At 72.0% G+C, this 26,221-nt stretch carries 20 protein-coding genes and 1 pseudogene; 11 read left to right on the top strand and 10 right to left on the bottom strand.

The features are described 5' to 3' along the window. Positions 1-275: 275 nt before the first annotated feature. Complete coding sequence (locus DY245_RS43520; protein ID WP_128512648.1) at positions 276-2,438, bottom strand: S9 family peptidase; 2,163 nt, start codon at positions 2,436-2,438, stop codon at positions 276-278. 263 nt (positions 2,439-2,701) lie between these two features. Here DY245_RS43520 and DY245_RS48605 point away from each other — a divergent pair. Further along, a pseudogene (locus tag DY245_RS48605) lies at positions 2,702-2,806 on the top strand (HipA family kinase); the annotation flags it as partial. Positions 2,807-3,097: 291 nt separating this feature from the next. On the opposite strand, the gene DY245_RS43525 reads toward DY245_RS48605, so the two are convergent. The 5 genes from DY245_RS43525 to DY245_RS43545 form a co-directional block, all read right to left on the bottom strand. Continuing rightward, positions 3,098-4,543 (bottom strand): FAD/NAD(P)-binding protein, encoded by a 1,446-nt coding sequence (locus tag DY245_RS43525; protein WP_128512649.1) that lies wholly within the window; start codon positions 4,541-4,543, stop codon positions 3,098-3,100. Beyond that, the gene (locus tag DY245_RS43530) at positions 4,536-5,819 is read right to left on the bottom strand and encodes a sulfate adenylyltransferase subunit 1 (RefSeq protein WP_128512650.1); all 1,284 of its coding nucleotides are present in this window, start codon (positions 5,817-5,819) and stop codon (positions 4,536-4,538) included. Before DY245_RS43530 ends, DY245_RS43525 begins: the two co-directional genes overlap by 8 nt. A 2-nt stretch (positions 5,820-5,821) precedes the next feature. Continuing rightward, the gene (gene cysD / locus DY245_RS43535) at positions 5,822-6,757 is read right to left on the bottom strand and encodes a sulfate adenylyltransferase subunit CysD (protein ID WP_128512651.1); all 936 of its coding nucleotides are present in this window, start codon (positions 6,755-6,757) and stop codon (positions 5,822-5,824) included. A 77-nt stretch (positions 6,758-6,834) separates the two neighbouring features. Continuing rightward, positions 6,835-9,834: an AfsR/SARP family transcriptional regulator gene (locus DY245_RS43540; protein ID WP_128512652.1), complete on the bottom strand. Its 3,000-nt coding sequence runs from the start codon at positions 9,832-9,834 to the stop codon at positions 6,835-6,837. Beyond that, positions 9,835-10,176 carry a hypothetical protein gene (locus DY245_RS43545; protein WP_128512653.1) on the bottom strand — a complete coding sequence of 114 codons (342 nt, stop codon included), beginning with the start codon at positions 10,174-10,176 and terminating at the stop codon, positions 9,835-9,837. It lies immediately after the preceding gene. 280 nt (positions 10,177-10,456) lie between these two features. Between DY245_RS43545 and DY245_RS43550 the strand changes: the two genes are divergently transcribed. The 10 genes from DY245_RS43550 (at position 10,457) to DY245_RS43595 (ending at position 21,718) form a co-directional block, all read left to right on the top strand. Beyond that, positions 10,457-11,659 carry a M16 family metallopeptidase gene (locus DY245_RS43550; protein ID WP_128512654.1) on the top strand — a complete coding sequence of 401 codons (1,203 nt, stop codon included), beginning with the start codon at positions 10,457-10,459 and terminating at the stop codon, positions 11,657-11,659. Next, positions 11,656-12,504, top strand: a complete 849-nt coding sequence (locus tag DY245_RS43555; protein WP_128512655.1) for a hypothetical protein — start codon at positions 11,656-11,658, stop codon at positions 12,502-12,504. The genes DY245_RS43550 and DY245_RS43555 overlap by 4 nt, the downstream gene beginning before the upstream one ends. Further along, the gene (locus tag DY245_RS43560) at positions 12,501-13,619 is read left to right on the top strand and encodes a hypothetical protein (protein WP_128512656.1); all 1,119 of its coding nucleotides are present in this window, start codon (positions 12,501-12,503) and stop codon (positions 13,617-13,619) included. Before DY245_RS43555 ends, DY245_RS43560 begins: the two co-directional genes overlap by 4 nt. Positions 13,620-13,633: 14 nt before the next feature. Continuing rightward, on the top strand, positions 13,634-14,575 hold the full coding sequence (locus DY245_RS43565) for an ABC transporter ATP-binding protein (RefSeq protein WP_128512657.1): 942 nt from the start codon (positions 13,634-13,636) through the stop codon (positions 14,573-14,575). Then, positions 14,575-15,330: an ABC transporter permease gene (locus DY245_RS43570; RefSeq protein WP_128512658.1), complete on the top strand. Its 756-nt coding sequence runs from the start codon at positions 14,575-14,577 to the stop codon at positions 15,328-15,330. Before DY245_RS43565 ends, DY245_RS43570 begins: the two co-directional genes overlap by 1 nt. After that, complete coding sequence (locus tag DY245_RS43575; RefSeq protein WP_128512659.1) at positions 15,323-16,135, top strand: ABC transporter permease; 813 nt, start codon at positions 15,323-15,325, stop codon at positions 16,133-16,135. The genes DY245_RS43570 and DY245_RS43575 overlap by 8 nt, the downstream gene beginning before the upstream one ends. Before the next feature lie 67 nt (positions 16,136-16,202). Continuing rightward, positions 16,203-17,486 carry an aspartate aminotransferase family protein gene (locus DY245_RS43580; protein WP_128512660.1) on the top strand — a complete coding sequence of 428 codons (1,284 nt, stop codon included), beginning with the start codon at positions 16,203-16,205 and terminating at the stop codon, positions 17,484-17,486. Beyond that, a complete protein-coding gene (locus tag DY245_RS43585; RefSeq protein ID WP_128512661.1) occupies positions 17,483-19,633 on the top strand; it encodes an ROK family protein in 2,151 nt (716 codons plus the stop codon). Before DY245_RS43580 ends, DY245_RS43585 begins: the two co-directional genes overlap by 4 nt. Then, entirely contained in the window at positions 19,630-20,706 is a 1,077-nt protein-coding gene (locus DY245_RS43590; RefSeq protein ID WP_128512662.1) for an MDR/zinc-dependent alcohol dehydrogenase-like family protein, read from the top strand. Before DY245_RS43585 ends, DY245_RS43590 begins: the two co-directional genes overlap by 4 nt. After that, positions 20,699-21,718 (top strand): alcohol dehydrogenase catalytic domain-containing protein, encoded by a 1,020-nt coding sequence (locus DY245_RS43595; RefSeq protein WP_128512663.1) that lies wholly within the window; start codon positions 20,699-20,701, stop codon positions 21,716-21,718. The genes DY245_RS43590 and DY245_RS43595 overlap by 8 nt, the downstream gene beginning before the upstream one ends. Positions 21,719-21,756: 38 nt before the next feature. Here DY245_RS43595 and DY245_RS43600 read toward each other — a convergent pair whose 3' ends face one another. The 4 genes from DY245_RS43600 to DY245_RS47395 form a co-directional block, all read right to left on the bottom strand. Continuing rightward, positions 21,757-22,443 carry a sulfotransferase family protein gene (locus DY245_RS43600; protein ID WP_181924119.1) on the bottom strand — a complete coding sequence of 229 codons (687 nt, stop codon included), beginning with the start codon at positions 22,441-22,443 and terminating at the stop codon, positions 21,757-21,759. Positions 22,444-22,534: 91 nt separating this feature from the next. Beyond that, on the bottom strand, positions 22,535-23,443 hold the full coding sequence (locus DY245_RS43605; RefSeq protein WP_128512665.1) for a nucleoside-diphosphate kinase: 909 nt from the start codon (positions 23,441-23,443) through the stop codon (positions 22,535-22,537). Beyond that, a complete protein-coding gene (locus DY245_RS43610) occupies positions 23,436-24,851 on the bottom strand; it encodes a M16 family metallopeptidase (RefSeq protein WP_244943653.1) in 1,416 nt (471 codons plus the stop codon). The genes DY245_RS43605 and DY245_RS43610 overlap by 8 nt, the downstream gene beginning before the upstream one ends. Then, positions 24,808-25,677 (bottom strand): P-loop NTPase family protein, encoded by an 870-nt coding sequence (locus DY245_RS47395; protein ID WP_244943645.1) that lies wholly within the window; start codon positions 25,675-25,677, stop codon positions 24,808-24,810. Before DY245_RS47395 ends, DY245_RS43610 begins: the two co-directional genes overlap by 44 nt. Between the last annotated feature and the right edge of the window lie 544 nt (positions 25,678-26,221).

Genomic DNA, 26,221 nt, shown 5'->3' on the forward strand with positions numbered 1-26,221 from the left:
GCCGCCGTCAGCCCGGCCGCGCCGACCGCGGCCACGACGGTCCGCCGCGCCGTCCCGCGCCCCGCCCGCTCCGCTGCGTCCGCTTCCTCCGTCGCCGTCATCGCTTCGGTCTCCGTCCGCTCCGACGCTGCCTGTCGAGCCATGGTGTGCCTCCGGTTCCTGGTGCTTTCGGTGCGTGAGGTGTTCCAAGGACGTTGCACAGGGTCCATACGGAGGGACGGCCGGGCGCGTTCAATACCGGTCGCGATCGTTGCGACGAAGGGAAAACCGCGCGGTCAGCCCCGGGCGGCGCGCTCCGCCAAGGCATCCAGCAGGAAGTCCCGCTGGAAGTGCAGCAGCTGCTCATTGACGGCGTCGTCGGCCGGCAGATGCGTGGCGCCGGGCAGCGGCAGCACGCTGTGCGGCTTGCCCGCCGCCAGCAGCTCCGCCGAGAAGCGCAGCGTGTGCGCGGCCGCCACATTGTCGTCCGCGAGCCCATGGACGAGCAGCAGCGGGCGGCTCAGCAGATGGCCGTGCCCGACCAGGGAGGAGCGCACATAGTTCTCCGGCTGCTTGTCCGGGTGGCCCAGGAACCGCTCCTTCCAGTGGGTGTCGTACAGCCGCTGGTCGGTGGGCGGGGCGCCGGCGACCGCCGCGTGGAAGACATCGGGCCGATGCAGCACCGCGGCCGCCGCCAGGAAGCCGCCGAACGACCAGCCGCGGATCGCCACCCGCGTCAGATCCAGATCGCCACAGCGTGCCCCGGCCGCCCGCAGCGCGTCCACCTGGTCCTCCAGCGCCGGCGTGAGCTGGTCGCCGTGCACGGCCTTCTCCCAGGCAGGTCCCCGCCCCGGCGTCCCGCGCCCGTCGACGACCAGCACCGCGAAGCCCTGCTCGGCGAACCACTGCGACACACAGGAGAACCACCCGCGAACCCGCCCCACCAGCTGGAGGCCGGGCCCGCCGTAGGGGTCGAGCAGCACCGGCAGCTTCCCGGTGCCCTCCTTGTGCCACGACGGCAGATACAGGGCGCCGCGCAACTCCCGTTCGCCGAGCGTGAGATGGACCGGCCGTGGGGTGACCGCCGGCTCCTCGGCGAGCGAGGTGATGACCCCGTACGGCGTGCCCGCGTCCGACGCCGTGTCCATCCCTGCGCCCGTCGCCGTGTCCATCCCTGCGCCCGTCGCCGGGTCCGGCTCCGCATCGCGCACCACACCCGCCTCATGACCCCGCGGTGTCAGGCCCGCGACCACGACCGTGCCGCCCCGTCCCACGCCCGTGTACCGTCCCGGGCCCCGGCTCAGCCGTCGGTTGCCGTGACCGGGCCGGTGGCGCCACACATGGGTCTCCAACGGGTCCTCGCTCGCCGTGAACAGCACCCCGTCCCCCTCGACCCCGAGGACCGCGTCCAGCTGCAGCCCCTCCGGGGTGACCCGTCGGCCGCCGATGGTCAGATACCGGGTGTCGCCGTCGTCCTCGGGGAGCACCAGCGCGCCGGAGGCGGTACGGGCCGGGGTGCCGGGTACGAGCTCCACCCAGGCGGGATCGGTCCGTTCGTGCAGCACCTCGGTGGCGCCGGTCGCCGGATCGACCGCGAGGGTCCGCACTATGCGCTGGTCGCGGCTCTGCACGGCGAGGAACGGGCCGTGCGCGTCCCAGCCCGCATCGACGACGTACTCATAGGCCTCGCGGTCCCAGTTCACCGCGATGCGCTCCCCGTCCAGAGCGAGCAGGTGCAGGGAGACCTCGGCGTTGGGGGTACCAGCCGCCGGATACGGAATCGTCCGCGGCGGCTTCGCCGGGTCGGCGGGATCGCCGAGGTAACGCCGTTCCACGGGGCTGGTGTCGACCCTGGCCACCAGGAGGTGGCGGCTGTCCGGTGCCCACCAGTAGCCACGCAGCCGGTTCATGGACTCGGCCGCCACGTATTCGGCGAGCCCGTAGGAGACCTCCGGTCCCTCCGCGTGGGCGAGCCGGCGGTCGGCACCGGCCAGGTCGACGATGTGGAAGGAGCGGCGGCTCACATACACGATGTGCCGGCCGTCGGGGGAGGGGCGGGGGTCGACCACCGGGCCCGCCGCCGGGACGGGGAACGGCGCGCCACCGTCCGTACGCACCGCCCACAGGGCACCCGACAGTGCGAACGCCACCAAGCGGGCGGCGTCATCGGTCGCGTACGACACCACACCCACCGACCGCTCGCGGGCCCGCTCCCGGCGCAGCCGCTCCTCCTCAGGAACCGCCCCGGCGCCGGAGCCCACCAGAAGGCCCGGATCGGCCAACAGCCGTTCCCTGCCGTCCTCGTACTGCCAGAGCCGGCCCACGGGATCGGTGCCCGAGCCGGTACGGACGAAGAGCACACGGCGGCCGTCGGGCGAGACGGTGAAATGCCGCGGCACCCCTAGGGAGAAACGCCGGCTGCGCGCGAATTGACGGGGAAAATCAGCGGAGTTGGTCATGGTGCTGTCCTCCAGGACGGTGTGGTCCGGGCTGCGACGGCCCGGTTGCGGTGATCCCCGCATGCCATGCAGACATGCCGGGATTCCACGGCGGTGGCTTCAGGCCAGTGGCTTCAGGCCAGTGACTCGGGCCGGAGACTTCACGCCGCGCACTTCATCGGAAAGGCCTTGCCGCGAAGAGTTTTTGCGCAGCGCTGAGTGCCGGTACAGGACCGGACACAAAAGAAATTTCGAGCGGCGAGTGGCTGCCGTGGCCTGTGGGGATGTTGACCGAAGTCATTGCGACGCGCTATGTCACGCCTTTGCGTGAGGGCGGCTCGCTCCCGGGAATCGTCGAGGCCGACGATCTCGGTACTTATATCATGAAGTCGTCCACCTAGCTGCCCACGCGCTCCCCAGCGCCGCCTGAACTCCCCAGATTCTCCCCAGGGAAAGGCACATGCAGCGGGATGAGGGCACCGTCAGAAGCAAGATCATCTGAGGCGCTGCGAGCTACGTTGCGTGACTGCCGTGGGTCAGGCAGAGGACCACCAGCAGATTCTTCGTCTGCTGGTGGTACAGGAATCAGAGCGGCGCTGAGCTGCTGAAGGGGTGGGTGCCCCGGCCCTACGGGGCCGACGCCTGCCGCACGGCCGGGTCTCCCTGCCGCCGGGCAGCCGTCATGCCGGTTCGCCGGAAGCGAGTTGATGCTCCGGCGGGCCGGACGGGGCGAAGGCAGATCTGTGCGGCAGGGACATGTGAAGTCCACTCTCGGAGGCGAGGAGGGTGGCGGCGAGGGCGTGGGCCTGGACGCGGATCTCGGGGACGGCGGTGGATTCGAGCAACGCGCCGCGGCGCAGCGGTCCGAGGGTCCAGAGGGCGGCCGGGGCGGTGCCATCGGCTGGGTTCAGGCGGCCGGAGGGGGTGGTGTGGAGGCCGAGGCCGGTGGGGTCGGGGGTGGCCAGGCCGGTGGTGAGGAGACCGGCGACGAGCGGGTCGTCCATGCGGCGTACATCTGCCTGGGGCCCGGTGCAGTTGACGACGGCACCGACGCTCAGCGTGCGGCCGTCGCGGAGACGGATCTGGACGGAATCCCGGGTGGGAATGGCGTCGGTGATCTCGCCCGAGGCGACCTGAATCCGGCCTGCGTCGATTTCGTCGCGCAGGGCTCGGGCGCTGGCGGGTGGGATGCGGTGGCGGTGGGTGTTCCAGAGGCTTTGGTCGTGGTGGAGGAAGTGGGCCTGGTCGGCCGGGGAGAGGTGTTGCCAGAGTTCGGTGGTGACGGGGCGGAGGCTGTCGATTCCCACCCGCCAGTCGCCGTGGGTGCGGCGGCAGGCTGAGATGTGGCTCAGCAGAGCCCGGCGAATCCGGCGGATGTCCGCGCCCGGGTCGATGGACGGCGGGGGAGCCGCGGACAGCGGCGATTCGGCGTGGGGCTGGGGGAGCAGGCCGTGCCGGGAGATCGCCTGGACCGCGCGGCCTGTGCGGCTGAGGGTGAGGGCGATGTCGACCATGGTCAGTCCGGTGCCGACGAGGAGGACGTCGCCGTCGCACGGCAGGCGTTCGAGGGCGCCTGGGGTCCAGGGATCGGGCAGGTAGCGCGGGGAATGGCGCAGGGCGGGCGGGACCCAGACATTGCAGGGGGGAGGGTTGCCCAGGGCGAGGACGGCCGCGTCCGCGGGCAGGGCCTTGCCGGAGCCGAGGGTGAGGGTTACGCCGTGGTCGGTCCGACGTGCGCCCACGACCCGTTCGTGGACGCGGTGCAGGTGTCCGGGGCCGGGCCCGGACACCGCAGTGGCCAGCACGTCGGCGAGGTATTCGCCGTAGAGGGCTCGGGGGACGTAGTCGTCACCGGTGTGGGCGCCTGGGGCGCGTCGGGCCAGCCAGCGGACGAAGTGGTGCGGTGCGTCGGGGTAGGCGCTCATCCGGCCGGCGGGGACGTTGAGCAGGTGGTGCGCGGCGGTTGTGGCGTAGGCGACGCCGTCTCCGGTGGTGGGGGCCGGGTCGACCAGCCACACCTCCAGGTCAGCCTGGAGCGCCGCGGCTCTGCGGAGAAGCTGTGCTGCGGTGAGGGTGCCGGAGGCTCCGGCACCGACCACGGCGATGCGGCGGGGGGTCTCAGGCATCGGTGCGGTCACCTCGGAACGGGAAGCACCGCCCGCCCGCCATGCCGGCGGTAAGGGTGGTGCCGTCGGCCGGGTCGATCAGGAGGAAGGACCCGGTGTGGCGGTTGTCGGTGTAGGAGTCGAGGGCCAGCGGCTCGGCGGTGCGCAGGACGACGCGGCCGATGTCGTTGACGTTCAGCCCGTCGGCGCCGGAGCGCTGTTCGAGCGTGTCGGTGTCGATCCGGTGGGAGACCTCCCTGACCAGGGCCCGGACCGTGCGGGTGGTGTGCTTGAGGAGCACCTTGTCCCCGGCGCGCAGCGGGCGCTCGTTGAGGTGGCAGACAGCGGCCTCGACATCGCGGGTGAGCGCTGGAAGCGGGTGGGCGGCGATGAGGTCGCCGCGGGAGACGTCCACATCGTCGGCGAGCAGCACGGTCACCGACTGCGGGGCCCGGGCGGTGTCGACGGGTTCGCCGAGCGCGTCGATACCGGTGATGGTGGTGGTGCGGCCGGAGGGCAGCACGGTGACGGAATCTCCGATGCGGAGGGTGCCGGAGGCCAGCTGCCCGGCGTAGCCGCGGTAGTCGGGGTGCTCGGCGCTCTGCGGGCGGATGACGTACTGGACGGGGAGGCGGGCCGGGCGCGTGGTCAGGTCGTGGCTGACGGGCACGGTTTCCAGGTGCTTGAGGAGGGTGGGGCCGTCGTACCAGTCCATGTGGGTGGCGGGTTCGACGACGTTGTCGCCGGTGAGTGCGGAGAGCGGGATCGCGGTGATATCGGGGATGCCCAAGTCGGTGGCGTAGGCGATGAATTCCTCGGCGGTGGTGGCGAAGACGGGTTCGGCGTAGCAGACGAGGTCCATTTTGTTGACGGCGAGGACGACGTGGGGCACGCGCAGGAGGGCGGCGACGGCGGCGTGGCGGCGGGTCTGTTCGACAATGCCCTTGCGGGCGTCGACGAGGACGACGGCGAGGTCGGCGGTGGAGGCGCCGGTGACCATGTTGCGGGTGTACTGCACGTGGCCGGGGGTGTCGGCGAGGATGAACCGGCGCCGCGGGGTCGCGAAGTAGCGGTAGGCGACGTCGATGGTGATGCCCTGCTCGCGTTCGGCGCGCAGGCCGTCGGTGAGGAGGGCGAGGTCGGGTGCGGTCCGGCCGCGGCCCAGGGAGACGCGTTCGACGGCTTCGAGCTGGTCGGCGAGCACGGATCGGGAGTCGTGCAGGAGGCGGCCGACGAGGGTGGACTTGCCGTCGTCGACGGAGCCGGCGGTGGCGAAGCGCAGCAGGGCGGTGGTCATGGCTAGAAGTACCCCTCGCGCTTGCGGTCTTCCATCGCGGCCTCGGACAGCTTGTCGTCGGCGCGGGTGGCGCCGCGCTCGGTGAGGCGGCTGGTGGCGATCTCGGCGATGACGGCCTGGATGGTGGTGGCGTCGGAGTCCACGGCGCCGGTGCAGGACATGTCGCCGACGGTGCGGTAGCGGATCATGCGGGTCTCGACCTGCTCGCCGTCCCTGGGGCCGCCCCACTCGCCGGCGGTCAGCCACATCCCGGACCGGGAGAAGACCTCGCGCTCGTGGGCGTAGTAGATCCCGGGCAGGTCGATGCCCTCACGCTCGATGTACTGCCACACATCCAGCTCGGTCCAGTTGGACAGCGGGAAGACCCGCACGTGCTCGCCGGGGGCGTGGCGGCCGTTGTAGAGCGACCACAGCTCGGGACGCTGGCGGCGTGGGTCCCAGGCACCGAACTCGTCACGCAGCGAGAACACCCGCTCCTTGGCGCGGGCCTTCTCCTCATCCCGTCGGCCGCCGCCGAAGACGGCGTCGAAACGGTTCTTCTCGATCGCGTCGAGCAGGGGGACGGTCTGCAGCGGGTTGCGGGTGCCGTCCGGGCGCTCGCGCAGCACACCGCGGTCGATGAAGTCCTGCACCGAGGCCACGTGCAGCCGGAGGCCGTGCTGGGCGACGGTGCGGTCGCGGTAGGCGATGACCTCCGGGAAGTTGTGCCCGGTGTCCACGTGCAGCAGTGCGAAGGGCACCGGTGCGGGCGTGAACGCCTTCCGGGCCAGGTGGAGCATGACGATGGAGTCCTTGCCGCCGGAGAAGAGGATCACCGGCCGCTCGAACTCACCCGCCACCTCGCGGAAGATGTGCACCGCCTCGGACTCCAGGACGTCCAGGCAGGACAGCGCCCGGCTGGTGCCGGCCGGTGCCGTGTCTGTTGCGGCGATGGTCACGCGAGTCCTCTTTCGGTCAGCAGGGTGTGGGCGTCGGCGGCGCACCCGGCGGTCCGGCGCCCGGCCCGGACGGGTGCTCACTCACCGGTGCCGGGGACCTTCTCCTCGGCGAGGAGCATCTGGACCTGCACGGCTTCACCGGTACCGAGCCGGTGGAAGATGGCGAGGGCGTCCCGCAGGTGGGCGTGGCCGCAGTCGCGCTGCCCCAGGTCGCAGAGGGCCTGCCCGAGGACCGTCAGCGCCCTGGCCTCGCGCTGGTCCAGCCCCACCTCCTTGGCTGCGGCCAGTGCTGCTTCCGCCACGCTCACCGCCTGTGCGGGCCGCCCGGCGGCGCGGTGCAGTTGTGCCAGGGCGACCATCACGCCGGGGATCCTGTCGTGGGACCCGAGCGCGTTCAGGGCGTCCAGGCACTCCTCGTAGTCCAGGTACGCCTCACCGAGGCGGCCCAGGCCGTGCAGCGCCATGGCCCGTGCGTAGAGCATGTGGATCTGGCCGAGGAAATCACCGAGTTCACGGAACACCTGAAGGCTCCGCTCGGTCCGGTGACGGGCCTGTTCCGGTCGTCCGATCGCGATGTCGACCATGGCCGCCATGCCCTCGACGAATGCCTGGCTCGACCGGTTGTCGAGTGCGGCGGCCCGTGCCACGGCCTCGTCGCACCAGGCCGCGACCTTCTCGTCGGGACTGTGGTGCACGTTCGTCAGGGCCAGCCCCACCAGCGCGGGGGCCAGCAGCGCGTCCTGGCCGGCCCGCTGGCAGAGTGCGACCACCTGCTCCGCCTCTGCCCGTGCTTCCTGGGTGCGGAAGGTCTCCCGCAAGGCCCAGAAGAGGGTGTACCGGGCGCGCAGCTCGCAGTCGGGAAGTCCGGCCGCCCGCGCGGCCTCGGCGATTCGCCGCGCCAGCGTGCACAGCGCCGGCATCTCTTTGCCGAGGTCGACCAGCTGGATCAGCACCAGCACCAGATCGGCCAGCACCGGCATCGAGGTGCCGGCTTCCCGCAGGGCCTGCCGGGCCACCGCGAGCACGGCGGCGATCTCCGCCTGCACCCAGTCGATTCCGTCGAGTGGGTCGGTGAACACCCGCTCGGGCACCCCGGGCGACACCAGGTCGGGGAAAGGGTAGCCGGGCCTGATCACCCGGTAGAGGCCGGCCACCGTCGCCAGGTAGTGGCGCAGCAGCCGTTCGAAGGCGGCGTGTTGCGCGGCGGGCCCGTCGATTTCGTCGGCCAGCTTGCCGGCGAACAGCCGCAGCAGGTCGTGGTAGCGGTAACGGCCGGGATGCGGACAGGACAGCAGGCCCAGGTCGGTCAGCGCCTCGGCCAGCCGTTCGGCGTCATGCTCGGGCACCTGCAGCAGGGCCGCGGCGGCGGCCGAGGAGACGTCCGGGCCGTCGGGGAGGGCTAACAGCCGGAAGGCGCGCGCGGATTGCTCGTCGAGCTGTTCGTAGCTGAGCCGGAAGGACGCCTCGACGGCCAGATCGCCGGCTTCCAGCGTGGCCAGGCGGTAGCGTTCGGAGGCCAGCCGGCCGGCCAGCTGAGACAGCCGCCAGGCGGGCCGGGAGGCCAGCCGGGAGGCCGCGGTCCGTACCGCCAGGGGCAGGAACCCGCATGCCTCCGCTATCTGCCGGGCCGCGGAGGGTTCGGCTGCGACGCGCTGGTCCCCGACGATGCGGGTGAGCAGCGCCACCGCCTCGTCGTACGGCCAGGGTTCGAGCTTCACCAGCAGGGACGGCGGTATTCCGGTGAGCCAGGCCCGGCTGGTCACCAGGACCGCGCAGGACGACGAGCCGGGGAGCAGCGGACGGATCTGGGCGCTGTCGCGGGCATCGTCCAGCAGTATCAGCACCCGGAGGTCGGCCAGGCGCGAGCGCAACAGGGCCGACCGTTCCGCGATTCCCTCCGGTATTGCCGCTTCGGCAATACCGAGGGAGCCCAGAAAACCGGCGAGGACCTGGGCGGGATCGGCCGGGGAATCACCGGCGCCCCGCAGATCGGCATAGAGCTGCCCGTCCGGGAAACGGTCGCGTACGGCCTGGGCGACATGAACGGCGAGGGCGGACTTGCCGACCCCGCCCATACCCGACACCAGCGCCAGCGGCATGCCCGCGCCGTCGGTGGTCAGGTCGGTGCGCAAAAGCCGGGCCGTTTCCTCCCGGCCGGTGAAGTCGGTGATATCGGCGGGAAGTTGCGCCGGGCGGGTACGCGTGCGGCCCGTCTGCTTGCCCGCCTTCCTGGATACCGAGGTGAGGGGCGCCGACAGGCCCGGATCGCCCTGCAGAATGCGTTGCTGGAGGTCGCGCAGTTGGGGGCCCGGGTCGATGCCCAGTTCGTTGGCCAGCGCCTGCCGGAGATCGGCGAACACGCCCAGGGCTTCGCTCTTCCGCCCGCTGCGGTACAGCGCCAGCATCAGCAGTTCGCGCAGCGACTCCTGCAGGGGGTGTTCGCTGACCAGCGCGGTCAGTTCGCCGACGATCGCATCGTGCCGCCCCAGCTCCAGTTCCACCTCCAGGCGGACCCGTACCGCGGCCAGCCGCTGCTCGGTCAGCCGGGCCCGGTGCATCTGCGCGAGCGGGCCGGGAAGACCGGCCAGTGGGACTCCCTCCCACATGGCGCACGCGTTCCGCAAGAACGTCTCTGCGCCGGAGGTGTCACCCGCCGCACGGGCCTGTTCGGCGGCAGTGACCTGCTCCTGGAAACGGTCGGCGTCCAGGCAGCTCGACGGCAGCCGGAGCAGGTAGCCGCCCCTCGCCGACACGAGGACCTCCGGGTGCGAACGGTCGGCCTCCAGCACGCGCCGCAGCCGTGAGGCGTAGGTGCGCAGCACGCCCACCGACCTGGTCGGGGGCTCCTCGCCCCACAGGGAGTCGACCAGCTCGTCAACCGAGACCGTCCGGCCCGCCTGCAGGACGAGTGCCGCCAGCATCGCCCGTTGCTGGGCGGGGCCCAGGTCCAGTTCGGTTTCCCCGCGCCACGCACGGAACGGCCCGAGAACGCTGAACCGTATGCGCCGCGCAGCGTCGTCCGGATCGTGGGATGGGCCGGTGCCTGTTTCTCCCAGCACCTCGGAACACTGACTCATTCACACCACTCTTTTGTTGCTGTGGCTGTGGACTGCTGCCATAAGGACGCTGATGAGCACAAGTGAAGTCGGTGCCCGATCGTCTCCCGCCCCCAGAATATCCATAACTCCAATCATTTCCAGCCTTGCGAAATGTAGTTGGTGGACAGTCAGAAAGATCCACGGGCGTCCGGCCGGCGCCGCGGCGGTGGCGGTCTCCTTATCGTCGCAGGCCCGGACGGGCAGGTCGGCGATGAGTGTGCACGACCCGATCCGCGGCGCCGGCAGCTTGATCACCTGCTGATCAATCGTTTGTTTATCACCTGTCAACGCCCTGTGAATCATCCTCTGTTGTGATTCCACTGGCCGATCGGGGTAGCTGCCGCAACCCCGGGACGGTGTCGGACCGTCGCGCCGGTCCGAGTGAAGCCCATTGCGCAGAAGGGAAAGGGAGGTGAAAAAACATGACCCGCAATCACAAGAGCGGTCTTCGTCCGACTCTGGACAAGGTGAAGGCCAACAAGGCGAAGTGACGCCAGGCTGGGCGCCGCGGGCATTACGCCCGCGGCCCCAGTCGCGTGGAAATGGATTCGACAAGCCCGTGTGGCCGTGAACGACAGGTGCGATTGTGACAGATTCACGCATGGGACTTCTGTGCGGCGACGTGCCCGTGCTCGTGCGCAATGAGCCCGGGCGCCGCACGACCGCAATCGCGATCGGGCTGGGGTTCGGGGGCCGCCATGACCGGCGGGGCACGGCCCACATGCTGGAACACCTGCTGATGGCGGCTCCTCTGGGCGACGGGCCGTCGCTGAGCGAGCGGATCGAGCGCCTGGGCGGCGAGTGCAATGCCACGACCGCTCCGGGCTCGCTCGTCCTGCACGCCAGGGTGCTCACCGAGGACGCGGCGCAGATCGCGGCGCTGATGTGTCAGGCGCTGCTCCGGCCCGCGCTGAGCCAAGCGGCGCTGGACGCCGAACGCCGGGTCGTGCTGCAGGAGTTGGCCGCCGCCACGGCGGACCCGGCCGACACGGTGCAGGAGACGTTCCTGGCGGAGCTGTTCCACGGACACCCGCTCGGCTCCGCCGTGGGCGGGACGCCGGAGGGCATCGAGAGCCTGACCGTGCAGGCCGTGCGCGACGCGCACGCGCGGGCGCTGTCCACACACCCGCTGAGCGTGTCGTGCGTCGGCGGACTCACGGCCGAGACGCTGCTGCCCGCGCTGGAGGAGGCCGGTCTGGCGGACCTACGGCGGGCGGGAACCGCGGCCGCACCACAGCCGGCGCCGGGACCGGTCAGCCCGACGGCGCCGGCCCACTGGCCCACCGAATTCTGCTGGTTGATGGTCGGCGGCCGGGCTCCGCGCGCCGACGACCCGGACAGCCCGGCGTACACCGTCCTCAGCCACCTGCTGGGCTCCAGCCCCGCATCACTGCTCTACGACCAGCTGCGCAACGAACGCGGCCTGGCGTACTCGTTCCACACGTGGTCCCGTTCCTACAAGGACAGCGGCGCGTGGCGAATGCTCGTCGGATGCGAGCCCGCCAACGCACCGGAGGTGCTCGACATCATCCGGCAGCTGCTGCGGACCGTGGCCCAGGACGGCCCCCGCGAATCCGACCTGGCCTCGGCCGTCCGGCTCGCCGGCTTCGAGGTGGTGACCACGGCCGAGGACCCGCTGGAACACGCCACGAAACTGGTGGAATGGCAGACCCTCACCGGGCGGCCCTGGGATCCCGCCGATGAACTGGAGGCGCTGCGGCAGGTGCGCGCCGACCAGGTCGCCGCGGCAGCCGCGGAGCTGTCGGACGGGCTGGTCGCCGTCGTCCGCCCGGAGGCATCGTGAACGCGCCGGCCGTACCGTTCTCCGCGAGCGAGCAGTACCTGGCGGAGGCCGACGAGGCCGGGTGCCTCTTCGAACTCGACGGCTCGCCCTACGTCGCAGGCATGTCCACGGATCCGGTGTCCGGTGCGCAGCAGTGCCTGGTCGCCTTCGCCGCCCCGGAACTGCTGCGCCATCCCTCACCGCTGCTGCGCACACTGGTCAGCCGCTTCCCGGACTGCCGGAGCGTGGTGGTCCGCACGGCAGGCGAGCAGGAACCGGGCCCCTTGTTCGAGCCCATGCTCACCTATCTGCGCTACGACGCTCCCGCCGCTCCGGCATCTCCGGTCGCGGGCGGCGTCAGGGTGACCCGCAGCGACAGCGGCGAACACGACGGCCGGGTCGCGTCCTGGATCTCCCGCGCCCTTCGTGACGGATCGGCCGACCTCGGCCGCGTGGTGGTCGAGCCGGCCGTCGAGCTGAGCACGCAGGAGATCATGCGGGCCCCGAGCCGCCGCTCCTACCTCGCATGGGCGGACGACATGCAGGAGCCGATCGGGCACGGCACCGTGCTGGCAGACGAGACGGACGAGGTCAGCGGCACACCGTTCGTCGAGCTCGTGGACATCCTGATCGACCACGCGGAGCACCGGGCGGCGGCCACCGAGCGGCTCGTACGTGTCATCGCCGCCGAGGCCGCCGCGCAAAGCCTCCCCCTGATCGGCAACGTGGTCCATTCACCGGGCTCGCAGACCGACCCCGGCGTGAAGGTCGTCGCCTCACTGCAGGCCCGCGGCTGGCAGCCGGTCTTCCGGTACCAGGTCGCCTCCCGGGCACGAATCAACGTTGGCGTAGGAGGACAGCGATGACGGCTCACGCCCCGCACGAACCCACCCTCGGTGTGCTGTACGACCTGCTCGGCGTGGAACGGGACGCGTCGCTCGCGGACGCCGTCCACGCCTCCCGCGCGCTCCGGGGCGGGTTCGCCAACATCGTGCTGTCGGCCGCCGAGACGGAAGGCATCCCGCTCGGCCCCGGGCACGCGGAGGAACTGCACCGCGCCCGCCGCAGGGCGGCCGGCTACCGGCAACTGGGCGGTGAGCTGTGTGCCATGCGCGGCGTCACCGTGCACAAGGGGCCCTCCCTGGCGCGGCACTACCCCGAGGGCTGGCTGCGCCCGTCCGGCGACCTCGACGTGGTCGCGGAGGACGAGGACACGCTCTGGCAGGTGATCGGCAGCGTGGCGCGGCGCTTCCCCGTGGAAGATCCCATGCTGTCGCTCCTCCAGCATGGCGACGAGCGGCATCTCTACGTCTCCGTGGGGTGGCCCGCCGCCGATCCGCAGTTCACCCCCAACTTCCGGGTCGAGGTGACCACCTTCGCCTACGGCGGCGAGCCCGGCGTCGTGCCGATGCGGCCCGCCCAGCCCGCGGACCAGTGGCTGGCCGATCTCCTGGCGATCACCGAGGAGCGGTTCCAGCGGGAGTTCGACCCCAAGGACCTCCTCGACCTCACCTGCGCGCTCAACTCGCCGACGGCACCGGCACCGGGACTCGTGGCGGCCGCCGCGGAGGCGTACCTGCTCGCTCCCGAATTGCTGGAGCTGTGCGAGCTGGCGCAACGTCACGCGGCACTGGCGGGCGGCCTTCCCCGGCAGCTGGCGGAGTTGCTGTGGCCGGCCGCGCAGACCGAGTCGGCCCGCAGGGCCGACGGCCCCGGGGTGCCGCACGTGGAGGACGAACTCGGGGCCCGGCGCGCGGCGGGGCTGCCCCTCTACGGGATGCAGCTGGCCGAGCGGCTGCGCCTCGGCGACCTGAGGCAGGCCGTCGAGCACCACGTCGACGCCGACGTCCTGCTGCGCACACCGATCGCCGACTTCCTGCTGGTGCCATCGGAGCTTGTCGACCCCGAGCGCTACGAGGCCGCTCGCGGCGAACTGGCCACGCTCGCCCCGTGGCCGGCTTCGACGGCGGACACCGACTGAGAGGCTGGGACAGCATGGCGATTGTCACCGCGCACGAGCTGACCCGGACCTTCCGGACCCGGCGGGGTCAGGAGGTCACCGCGCTCGACCGGGTCACCTTCTCCATCGCCGAAGGTGAGACCGTGGGCCTGCTCGGCCCCAACGGGGCGGGGAAGACGACACTGGCCCGGATCCTCGCGACGCTCCTGCTGCCCACCCGGGGCACGGCCCAGGTGGCCGGATGGGACGTGGCACGTCAGGCCAAACAGGTACGGCGCGCTGTCGGACTGGTCCTCGGCGGCGAGCGGGGTCTGTACCGGCGGCTCACCGCACGGCAGAACCTGCGCTACTGGGCGGCCCTGCAAGGGCTGCGCCGGAAGGAGGCCGACCGCAGGACCGACGAGGTGATCGAGCGCCTGGGCCTGGTGGCGCGCGTCGACGACCGGGTGGAGACCTTCTCCCGCGGCATGGTGCAACGCGTCCACCTTGCCCGCGCCCTGGTCTCCGATCCCCAGGTGCTCATCATGGACGAGCCGACCAACGGGATGGACCCGCACGCCCGCGCGGGATTCCTGCGGCTGGTCCGGGAGCTGCAGGGTTCGGGCGTCACGATCCTGCTGACCACACACGACATGCTGGAAGCCCAGGAGTTGTGCGCACGGGTGGCCCTCGTCGACGGGGGACGGATCGTCCGCGCCGGAGCCACGGAGGAGCTGTTCGCCGATCTCCACGCGCCGCGCATGGTGACCGCCTCCGGCGTCCCGGAGGATCTGCGCTCCCGCCTGGCGGCGTTCCCCGGCGTGTCCGGCATCGACGGGACCGACGGCGACCTCACCCTCAGGGTCGTGGGCGAGGAGGAGGCGAACCAGGTGCTCCTGGCTCTCGCCGGTGCCGGGGTCCGGCAGCTCGCGATGGCCCCGCCGAACCTCGCGGACGTGTACCGGACGATCATCGCGGACCGGGAGTTCGCCGTCTGATGCTCGTGTACGCCAGAACCCACCTCACGCTGTTGTTCCGTGACCCCAACCTGCTCGCGCCGCTGGCCGTGCTGCCGCTGTACTGCGTCGTGTTCTTCACCGTGCTCCGGCACCATCACCACGAGGAACTCGCCACGCAGACCGCGATCGGCGCGTTCCTCATGAGCATGTGGGCGCACGCCGTCTTCGTCGCGGCCGAAGTGGTGGACGACGACCGCCACGAGGGGACGCTGGAGCCATCCATGCTCACGCCCGGCGCCTACACCGCCGCGCTCTCGGTCCGGGTGTTCTCCACCACCGCCCTGGCGATCCCCGTTCTCGCCGAGGCCCTGCTCATCGCCCGCTTCGCCTTCGGGTTCCCGGTCACACTCGGCTCGGTGCCGCTGAGCCTGGTGACGGTCGTCCTGACCACCGTGGGCGTCGCCGGCGCCGCGCTGCTGGTGAGCTGTCTCATGGTCCTCGTCCGGGGAGCCAGGACACTGCAGAACGCCCTCACCTACCCGGTCTACCTCCTCGGCGGCCTCATCCTGCCGGCCAGCACGCTGCCCGAGCCGCTCCGGTGGATCGCCCGTGGCTTCTTCCTGTCATGGAGCGCCGATGTGCTGCGGGCCCTGCAGGTCGCCGGTGCACCGGCCCCGCTCGGCTCGCTGGGCGTGCTCACCGTACTGGTGGCGGCCCAAGTGCTGGTGGGATTCCTGGCGTTGCGAAGGGTCCTGACGACTGTCAGGGCGGGAGGGGTGTCGCTGTATGACTAGCCAGGAACGGACTTCGGCCAGGCTCTCCGCAGCGGCCCGGCAGATCGGGTACGGGGTGATCAGCAGCTATCACGACTATCGGGCGATGTTCACCTGGCGGTCCTGGGTCGGGGGCTGGCTGCTGAGGCTCACCTGCCAGGTGCTGTTCTTCGCCACCCTGGGCAAGCTCATGGCCGATCCGGGGGCGGAGGCGTACATCGCGCTCGGCAACGCCGCCGTCCTGGGCCCGCTCGGGACGCTCGGGGTCGTCTCGTCCAGCGTCGGTGAACGCAGGTCGGGCACCCTCCAGTACCTCCTCGTCAGCCGGGCGAACCCCCTGCTGGTCATCGCCTCCCGGGGGCTGTACTGGGTGGCGGACGGCATCATCACCTCGTGCGCCGTGCTGACGATCATGTCGGTGCTGATCCCGGGCACCGTGCACTCGGGCGCACTGCCGGGGATCCTCGCCATAGAGGTGCTGCTCGCGCTCTGCGCCTACGCGATGTCCCTGGCGCTCGCGAGCCTGAGCCTGCGCAGGCCGGGCAGCCGCATGTACCTCACCGCGAGCACCACGATCATCATCCTGGCCCTCGCCGGGGTGAACACGCCGCCGCCGGCCGGCGGACCCTGGGGCGTCATCGGTCAGCTACTGCCGGTCCGCCACGGCCTGCAGGCGATCCGGGAACTGGCGGCCGGCCGGCCGCTGCCCGTGGGACTCGTGGCGGGCGAGCTCGCCGTGGCACTCGGCTGGGCGGTCCTCGCCTACACGGGCCTGACGCTGACCCTTCGGCGCAACACGCGCTCCGGCGCGCTCTCGCTCTCATGACGCAGCTGATCAGACGCGATCCGCCGTCAAGTCACCTGCCTGTTCACCCGAGAAAGAAAGATTCCCGATGAGTGACGCGTTCGAAGAATCACCCCCGCCTCCGCCCGCCTACTACAAGCAGGGCACTGCCCGGCTGGTCGGCGGGAGTGGCCTGCGGGTCTGGGACGCCGACGGGCGTGAGTATCTGGACTGCGCGGCAGGAACCTTCAACCTCTCCCTCGGGCACAACCACCCGGACGTGGTGGCCGCCATCAAGGGGCAGACCGACGAGCTGCTCTTCGCAAGCTCCATGTTCCAGACCGACGTCTCCAACCGGGTGATGGAACTGCTCGTCGAGCTGAGCCCGGCGAACCTCACCCGGGTCAACCTCCGCAGCAGCGGCGGCTCGACCGCCACGGAAGGGGCGGTGAAGATCGCCCAGCTGCACACGGGGCGCCGCGACGTCATCGTGCCGTTCCGCGGACACGTCGGGCAGACGCTCGCGGCCAGCGGGCTGAACGGCATGTCCCAGCTGCGGGCGCCGTTCCCGGCGGTCTACCCGAGGGCGGTCAACGTCCCGGACCCCTACTGTCTGCGCTGCTTCTACCGGCAGGAGCCCGACAGTTGCGGCTACCTCTGCATCGACCGCATCGACGACTTCATCAGGTACGCCGGTACGGGCAGCACCGCGGCCATGCTGATCGAGCCGATCAGCGGCGCCGGCGGCAACATCGTCCCCCCGCCCGGATACCTGCAGCGGCTCCGGGAGTTCTGCGACGAGCGGGACATCGTCCTCATCTTCGACGAGACCCAGACGTCGTTCGGACGCACCGGTTACCTGACGGCGGCCGAGGCGTTCGGCGTCGAGCCGCACATGATGACCGTGTCGAAGGGGCTGAGCGGGTCCGGTCTGCCGCTGGCGGCGATCATCACCGAGGAACGGCTCATCGGCATGGACCGGTCTCTGCACGGCTTCACCTCGGGCGGCCACCCGATCGCCGCCGCGGCCACCATCGCCACGCTGTCGCAGGTCCGCCGGCCGGAGTTCCTGGAGAACGTCCGCACCGTCGGCTCCGCCCTCAAGGCCGCCCTGCTCGACCTCGGCCGCACGTACCCGGAGATCGGTGACGTACGCGGCCTGGGGCTGATGCTCGGCATCGAACTGTCGGAACCGGACGGGTCGCGCTCGCCGCGCCTGGCCCGGGCGCTGCACGCGGCGCTGATGGAGCGCGGGGTCATCACCCGGGTGTCCGAGCACAGCGAGGGGAACACCATCGAACTGCGCCCGCCCCTGATCCTGACCCACGAGGACGCCAAGCTCGTGGCCGAACGCTTCGGGGAGGCACTGGAAATGATGCGGGTGCGCTCATGACGACCAACGACACCGTGGCGGTCTTCGACGTCGGCGGCACCCACGCGCGCTCGGCGGTGCTGGACGGCGACGACCGCCTGCACGACCTCGCCGTGCGGACGGCGCCGTCCTGGGCCAGCTGCCCGGGGGAGGGGGCGGCCGCGCTGCACCGGCGTCTCGTGGACCTCATCGTCGCCGATGCGCGCCGGCTGGCCCGCCGCCATGCGGTGAGCGCGGTCGGCGTCTCGCTGGGCGTGGCGATCGACGCGCGCACCGGCATGACGGTGGGATCCGGCCCCCTCTGGGGCGACGGGGCCGGGCACAGGTTCGACACCGTCGGGGCGCTGCGGGAAGCAGCGCCCGAGTTCCGGTGGACGGTCGCCAACGACGTCACGGCGACCGCGGTGGCGCTGGCGGCGCAGCCGCACGCGCAGAACCTGCGGCGGCTGGCCGCGGTCGTCGTCGGCAGCGGCATCGGGCTGCGGACCATCGAGGTCGGCACCGGCAGGGTCCCCACGAACGCGGACACCGGCCTGCAGGGGGAGATCGGGCACCTGCCGGCCGAATTCCGCATCGGCACACGGGAGATCGTGCTGCCCTGCGACTGCGGTGCGACCGGGCACCTCAGCTCGTACGCATCGGGCCGCGGCATCGACCGGATCCTCCGGCTGCTCGCCGCCGAAGGCACGCCCTGGCTGGCCGCCGACGCCTCGCTCACCAGCCAGTTCGCCCAGGCGGTGGCCGGCGGTGAGCAAGGGGCGCGCGCCGTGCTCGAAGCCGTGACACGGCCGCTCGCGCACGCGCTGCTGTCGGTTCTCAGCACCGACGCCGAGATCGACCGAGTGGTCCTCACCGGCGGCGTGGCCGCTGGCCTAGGCGGTGACTACCTGGAGTGCCTGACCGCCCGGATGGACGCGGCGGGACTCTACGGACGGCCGGGCTCACTGGCCGACAGGATCCAGGTCGCCCCACCCGGAGCCGAGCCCGCACTGCGAGGAGCTGGGAGGCTCGCCCGCTCCGGCGCCGTCGGGGCGCGCAGCTGGACCGTGCCGGGCGACAACCCGAAGTCCTACAGCGTCGTCATGGCCCCGGACATGCTCGCCTCCGGTCGGAGTCGGCTGCGGGAAGCGGCGGGCCTGGGCACGCACGGCGCCGCACGCCGGCTCGTCGTGGCCGACAAACGGGTGTGGGAGCTCTACGGGGACGCGCTGACGGACGCGCTGACGGCCGGAGCGGGGAACGTCGCCCTCGAAACGCTGGTGCTCGACGTGGACGAGTCGAGCAAGAGCCTGGCGGCGGTGTCCGACCTGGTCGACGCCTTCGACCGGTTCGGTCTGCTGCGCCGGTCGGAACCGGTCATCGCGGTGGGCGGCGGCGTGCTGCTCGACCTCGTGAGCTTCACCGCCAGCGTCTACCGGCGGGGCGCTCCGTACGTCAAGGTCCCCACCACCCTGCTGGGCATGATCGACGCGGGCATCGGGGTCAAGACGGCGATCAACTACGGCGGGAACAAGAGCCGGCTGGGCACCTACTCCCGTCCGAGCCGGGTCGTCATCGACCCGGGGTTCCTGCGCACGCTGGACCCCCGCGAGTACCGCTGCGGCCTCGGCGAATCGGTCAAGATAGCGCTCGTGGCCGACGCGGCGCTCTTTGAGCTCCTCGACACGCACAGCCGCGCTCTGGCGGCGGGCACGCCGGACCCGCAGGTGGAGTCCGAGGTCATCGAGCGCAGCATCGCGGCCATGCTCGGCGAACTCGTCGGAAACCTCTGCGAGGACCGGCTGGAGCGGCTCGCCGACATCGGGCACTCGTTCTCCGGCGCCCTGGAGATGCGCCTTCGGCCCGCGCTCCTGCACGGTGAGGCCGTCGCCATCGACCTCGCCGTCACCGTCATGCTCTCGCGGAACCGGGGCCTCCTGCCGCCGGCCGTCGCCGACCGCATCATCCGCGTCCTGGCCGACCTGGGCCTGCCGATGACCCACCGGGAGATGACCCTCGACCTGCTGGTCGAGGCATTGGCCAACACCAGCCTGCACCGCGACGGCCGCCAACGCCTGCCCCTGCTGCAGGACATCGGCCGCGCCGTGTTCGTCGACGACGTGACCGAGGCGGAACTGGGCGAGGCCCTGGCGGCCCTGCAGGCCCGGCAGTGGCAGGTGGTGTCGTGACCGGGTGGCAACTGGTCCGCTCCGGGCACCGGGTCCGGATCGAACCGATGGAAAGGCCACCCGGCGACCGGCCGTACGTGTCGATGCTTGCCGTGGGACTCTGCGGCACCGACGTCCAGATCGGCGCCGGTCACCGGGGGGACGTGGCCGGGGTGCTCGGCCACGAAGGCATCGGGATCCTGCACGGCGTTCCCGGCGGCGACCGGATGGTCGTGTTCAACCCCGTCGACGTGCGCAACCAGGATTCGGTACTCGGCCACAGCTTCGACGGCCTGCTCCGCAGCTGGGTCCCCCTGGGACCGGAGCTGCCGCCCGGCGCGCTGCAGGAGGTCCGGCCGCTGGACCCGACGGCCGTGCTCACGCTGTGCGAGCCGCTCGGCACCGTCCTCTACTCGTGGGAGCTGATCGGGCGTTCGGCCCCGGCCGGCCCCCTGTCCGTCGGCATCTGGGGCGCCGGCCCGATCGGGCTGCTCCATGCGCGGAGGGCGACTGACCAGGGACACGACGTCGAACTGGTCGAGGCGCGGCCGGAACGCCTGGCCTGGGTGGAGAACCACGCCCGCCTCGCGCCCGTCCGCCTCTCCGTGACCGGCCACCGCGCGCCGCGGCCACTCGACGTGGCGGTCGTCTGCGCCCCACGGCCGTCGATGGCGAGCGCCGTCCGGGAGGCGGCGGACACACTGCGGTCCGGCGGGACGATGGTGCTCGTCACGGCGCTCGACGCGGCGGCAGCGGCTCCCACCTTCACCGACGCCACGGTCGGCCGGGTGCGCCGGCACAACGTCTGCGGCGGGATCGATCCTGAACTGGGCCTGCTCAAAGCGGTCTCGCACGAGGGCAAACCGCTGGTGCTCACCGGCCACCGGGGCACCTCGTCGGCCCAGCTGCGCGCGGCGGAATCGGTCCTCCGCGCGGATCCCGGCGGGTACGGCGGCCTCATCACCCACGAGCTGGGCCCCGAGGACGCGGTGGACGTGATCAACCGCCGGCTCGACGGGCAGTTCCGGGCCGCCGACGGCTCCGAGATCGTCAAGGTCGTCGTCCGCTTCCCCGACGGCGGCCGCCATGGGTGAACGCCGGAGCAGGAGCCTGGAGCTGGTGCCCGGCGGGGTCCGGCTCACCACCCGCCCGTGGCCGCGCCCGGCGTCCCCGTCATGGGTGCTGGTCCGCCCGCACACCGTGGGCCTGTGCAGCTCGGACCTCAAGGAGGTCCGCCGCAGCCGCGACGTGCGGGCCGACTTCGGCCACGAAATGGTCGCCCTGGTGCACAGCAGCAGCTCGGACGACTTCCCGCCCGGCCTGCGGGTGTGCCTGGACCCCCACGTCCCGGTGACCCGGACAACCGCGTTCGGAGAGACGGCACTTCTGACCGGACCGCCCGAGCAGCTGCGCGCCGCCCTGCCGGCCGTGCCCGACGGCACGCCGGACGACCGGGCGGTCTTCACCGAGCCCCTCGCGTGCACCGTCCACTGCGCGGCCAACGTCCTCCCCGGTTCCGATGTCGCGATCATCGGGGCAGGAACCGCGGGAGTCCTTCTGGCAGTGCTGCTGAGGCTCAACGGATGCCGGGTCACCCTGATCAACAGGAGTCCCGAGCGGCTGGCCGCCCTCTCCCCGACGGCGCTGCTGCGGGACGTGCCGAAGATCCCCCGCCGTGAGGTGGGAACGCGCACCTTCGGCACCGTGGTCGTGACCACGGCGTCGCTTGACAGCAGCACCTTCGACAGCGCCTGGAACCTGCTGCCGGCGCATGGCGGACGTCTCGTCCTGTTCGGCGGCATCAGGCCGGACTGGCAGGTGCCGGGCACGCGGCTGCTGCTGGACGGCATCCGCCGCGGCGAGCAGACGCTGGAGCTGGATCGGGGCGGGCGCCGCGCCCTGGTGGTGGGGACGCACGGCGCCACCGGCGCCGACTTCACCACGGCCGGCGCGGTGCTGGCGGCGCCGCTTCCCTGGACCACCAGCCATGTCGAGGAGCTCATCGTCGGCCGGGTGACTCTGCCCGTCCTGGCCGAGCTGCTCAACGACGCGGCCAGGACGGGCGTGGACCCGGCCGGGAAGCACGTGGTGGACATCCGCCGGTAGCGGCCTGCCGCCCTGCCGGGCCCGCCCTCACGACCGCTCTACCGGGCCGCTTCGCACAGGCTCGTGTAGGCATCCAGGGCGGGTCCGAGGGCGGCCTGGTCGGCCCCGCTCAGCTCGGTGCGCCACCGGCCCGCCCCCTTGATCGACTGATCGCCTGGGTGCTTGGTGTGGAACGGGCCGAGCTGACGGGACTGGATCGACTCACAGACCTCGCGGTCGGACGTCCAGCCGAGCCAGGCGGCCAGGGCGGCGATCCCGGCCGGCCGGTCGGTCCAGAACTGCTCGTAGCGGATGAGGTGCACGCGCTCGGCGCCCGCGGCGGCACGTGCGCTGAGGATGGTGCGGGCGTAGGTGACGTACGCCTGCGCGAAGCCGGCCGCGCCGGTCTCCGAAACGCCCAGGCGGGAGAATTCGAGCATCCGGGTGGGCATTCCGGCGTTCACCTTCTCCAGGATCGAGCACAGCACGTCACGGGGGTCACGGACCATCACGGCGGCACGGGCCTGCGGGTAGGCGTCCAGCGCGGCGGGCAGCACTTCGGTCATCCGCGGGCACTTCAGGATGTCCCACCGTGCCAGCTCCTCCGCGGGGGCCGTGACGTCGACCAGACGGCCCGTCATGGCCCAGTCGGGATCCTCCAGCAAGGTCCGCCGGCACGACTCGGAGAGCATGTGCGCCACAGCGCTCGTGCCGGAACGGTGTATACCGCAGATGAGCAATTGCATGGAGCCACCTCGGAGTTGTGTCGTACAGGTCGTACAGCAGATGGGTTCCGGGCGGCCGGCCCGGTACGGCGAAGACCTCGCGCACCCGCTCCTACTCCCGCGGGTCCGGCCGGCGGTCGGTTCCGGTGCCATGGCCGGACTGCCCGCTGTCGCCGGGCCCGCGGGCGATCAGGCCGAAGGCGCGAACCGTCCGGCACGTGTCGTGCGCGGCCTTCGCCGACGCCATCGGAAGAACGAATCCCTCGCCGTCGTACAGCGCCGCGAATCCGGCCCGCACGGCGAATTCCGGCTCACCGACGCCCGCCGTCTCGGCCAGGAAGCACGCCATGTCGTCGAACGCCACCGCCCAGTGGCGCTTGGCGTAGATGCAGACGCGATGGCTCGCGGCCGGCAGCGGCGGACTCCAGTGGGTCGGCCGGCGGCCGCGCTGTTCTGGGACGGACGCCCACCACCTGTCGAGCGCCGCCTCGACGGTCTCCATGCTCCAGCCGTGCCAGGTCGCGGTGGTGGGACGGAAGCGCGCGTCCGGGTCGTACCGGCCGTCGAGGAGGGCCGCGAGCTCCCGGCGGGCCTCCTCGGCCGAGTCCGGGCTGTGGACGAGGTTGGCGTAGTAGACGGCGCCGTGCCGGCGGCGGATCGCCGATTTGAGGGCCAGCAGCCGGGCGGTGGCCCCGGGCCCGTCGACCAGGACCAGCCGGCTCGGCCCCGCGGACAGGTAGCGCCGCATGAGGCCCGCGGTCAGCGGCCTGCGGCCGGGGTCGATGCCGGACCACACGGCCGCGATCTGGGCCTCCGTCAGGCGCAGGGGGTGCTGCTCCAGCACCCGCAGGCCCGCCCGGGCGATGTCCGCCACGCAGTCCTGCAGGAGGCGCCGTTCGAGAGTGTCCGGCTTGAACAGCAGGAAACCGCGTTCCGTCGGTCCGGCGCCGTCGTGACGACGGGTGTCCGGCGTGACCAGCAGGGTTGCCCCGTCGTCACGGCCCGGGGCGCGCTCACTCATCGCGGGCCCGCCCGTCCGGGCGCACGACGACACGGAGGCCCTCCGCCACCGCCGCGGCGGCGCCGGCGACGTCCGCCGCCGTGACGCGGGCGAGCCGCGCCCGCTCCGCCTCCGGGGACCAGACGGCACCCGTGACGCAGTGGTGGCTCGCCACGACGGCCGCGTAGCCGTTCTCCGCCGTCCGGAGCAGCTCCGTCCGCGCCTGGCGGACCGCGGCGTCCAAGTCCGCCGGCGCGGGACCGTGCTGCGCCAGCCGGGCGAGTTCCGCGCGGAGCGTCCGGACCACCGCAGGGCCGTCGGCGCCGTCGGTACCGGCCAGGAAGCACCAGACACCCGCATCGCTGTACGCGCGGGCCCACGCCCGGAACACGGGCGCGAGGCCGTGCTCGGCGCGAAGGCGCCGGTGCATCTGGGACGCCGGGCCCGCGCCGAGCACATGGCCGAGGAGGACGAACGCGTCACGCCGCGGGTCCGTGGCGGTCGGGGCCGGCGCGCCGGCGAGGAGCTGGCAGGGCCCGTCCAGCCAGGCGGGATCCGGCGGGACGGGACGACCGGCGGGGGCGTGGGGGGAACGCCGCGGCCGGACGCCGCCCGCCCTGGCCATCGCCAGGGGGGACATCCGGCTGCGCAGCGCCGCCTCCCTCACGTTGCCGTCGCACGCCAGGGCCAGCGGAACCGTCGCCAGCGCCCGCTGATGCACCTGCAACAGCGGGCCGAGGGCGATCCGCCCGGCACCGCCCGGCGTGCCGTCCACCGCCGCGCCCAGCGGATGGCCGGGGAAGACGGCGGCGAGGAACGCCGCCTGCAGGGCATCGGCCAGGGGGGCGGCGGGGTCCGCCTCGGCCGCCGCCGGCTCCCGGGTGACGTTCCGCTGCTCCCGGCCGAGCGCCGCGTCCGACAGCGCCGGCCGGGTCAGCGCGTCGAGCATCCAGCCGGCGACCACGGGAGCGTCATCGGCCGGCACCCGGGCGTGGACCGTCAGCGACTCCGCTCCGGTCACGGCTCCCCACGTCCCGCCGAACTGCTCGACGCGCTCGCCCAGCGAGGGGCCGCCCTCCAGCGGCACCGACATGATGAGGCGCCCCAGCAGGTGTGCGGCGCCACTCATGCCCGCAGGGTCGTCGCGGCTGCCGAAGCCGAGCGAGAGCGCGATGCCGGCGGTGTGCCCGCCGTCCGTCGGGGTCAGCAGCAGCGGCAGGCCGCCGTCGAGCTGCGCGACGCGCGTTGTTGAGGTCTGGCCGGTTATGACGTCACCTGCACAGGTCGTCCGGTCGCTGGTCCCGCTGCGTCCCGGTGGCGCAGCACTGCGTCGGGCAAGGGAACCCTCCGGGATGTGAGATACGGGTACGGGACGGAGAACGGTGTCAGGACTCTTCCAGGGCCGACACCAGCGGGGGCGCCAGGCCAGGGGAGGCGATTGCGTCCAGGAGGCCGGAGGACGCGACGTGGTCGGCGCGCCTCTCGTAGACGACCTCGCACTCCTGCGGCGAGTCCTCGTACCCGTCGGGCGGTGCGTAGCTGGGCACGGCCGCCAGTTCTGGTATCGGCATGGCCTGCGCCAGCCGCTCCCGGGCATCGGCGAGACGGCCGTCGTCCCGGACGCCGTTCAGCACGTACCCGATCATCAGCCGGCGGTAGGGCTCGCCCAGCACACCCGGCAGGCCCGCCAGGGCCGCCAGGTGCCCCTCCTGATTGACGTTGCCGACGAGCACCACCGGCAGTCCCGCCCGCAGGGGCACGACGTCGTTGGCCAGATCCGCCCGGGACGGCTGGTTCCCGGCACCGCCGGACCCCTCGATGACGACGAAGGAACCGCGATCGGCCAGAACGGCCAGGGCGTGCCCCACGGCGTCCAGACACCTCAGGCGCAGGTCACGGGGGAACGTGCGCAGGTCCAGACTGTCCTGGCCGAAGACCGGCACCTCGCCGAGCGGCTCTCCGCACACGTACAGCTGACCGCGGCCGTTCCCGTCCGTCACGGCCACCACGGGGTTGTTCCACCACCGCACCGGGACTCCGGCCGCACCACAGTTGTGGAAGACACCGTGCTCGTACACCTTGAGCGGAGGGCCCGGCCGGTCCGTTGTCTTCACGACGCTGGTGGCCTTGAACGGGTCGACCGCGATGTTCCGGCGACGAAGCGCGCGGGTGATCCCGACCGCCACCGCCGTCTTGCCGGTACCGGAACCAGGAGCGATGAGCGTGACGCCACGTGGCAACGGCGTATCCGTCATGCTGTCGCTTCCCTCGTTCCCGGGCCCCGGACCGCGGCTGCTCGGCTCACGCCCGTCTCCTTGTCGCACCGTCACGCCGGATGTCCCGAGCGTTCGTTGTCATCACAGCAGAGCAGGATCAACGACTGATCAACAGACGATTGATCGGCAGATGACCCACACGTCCGCCCGAGGGTCGGCCACCCGTGCCCTGCCGCGCCGGACCACCCGTCCGCCCCACGGGCCGGCCATTCGCGAAATCCTCGCGTCCGCTGATCTCTCGGCGGAAGGTGACGTTCCCTGTCCGAGCCGGGAGGGTTGTTCCAGAAGAACTGGGCCACGTGCACGAGCGTGCCGACATTGAGTAGGGCCACCGCCAGGATCGCAAGCTTGAAGGCGTGTGCGACGGCTGACCATGGGGCGACGGCGCCTGAACCACGTTGGTCTGTCCGTGCATTTTGGGATTCTCCGGTTCAAGAACGGTGCTGTTTACGCGCAGTCGATACGGTTTGAAGCTGCGAAAGAATGCGGCTCTCATCGCGCGCTGAGGTTGACGTCGATGAGA

The sequence above is a fragment of the Streptomyces inhibens genome (assembly GCF_003389455.1).
GTDB classification, from domain to species: Bacteria; Actinomycetota; Actinomycetes; order Streptomycetales; family Streptomycetaceae; genus Streptomyces; species Streptomyces inhibens.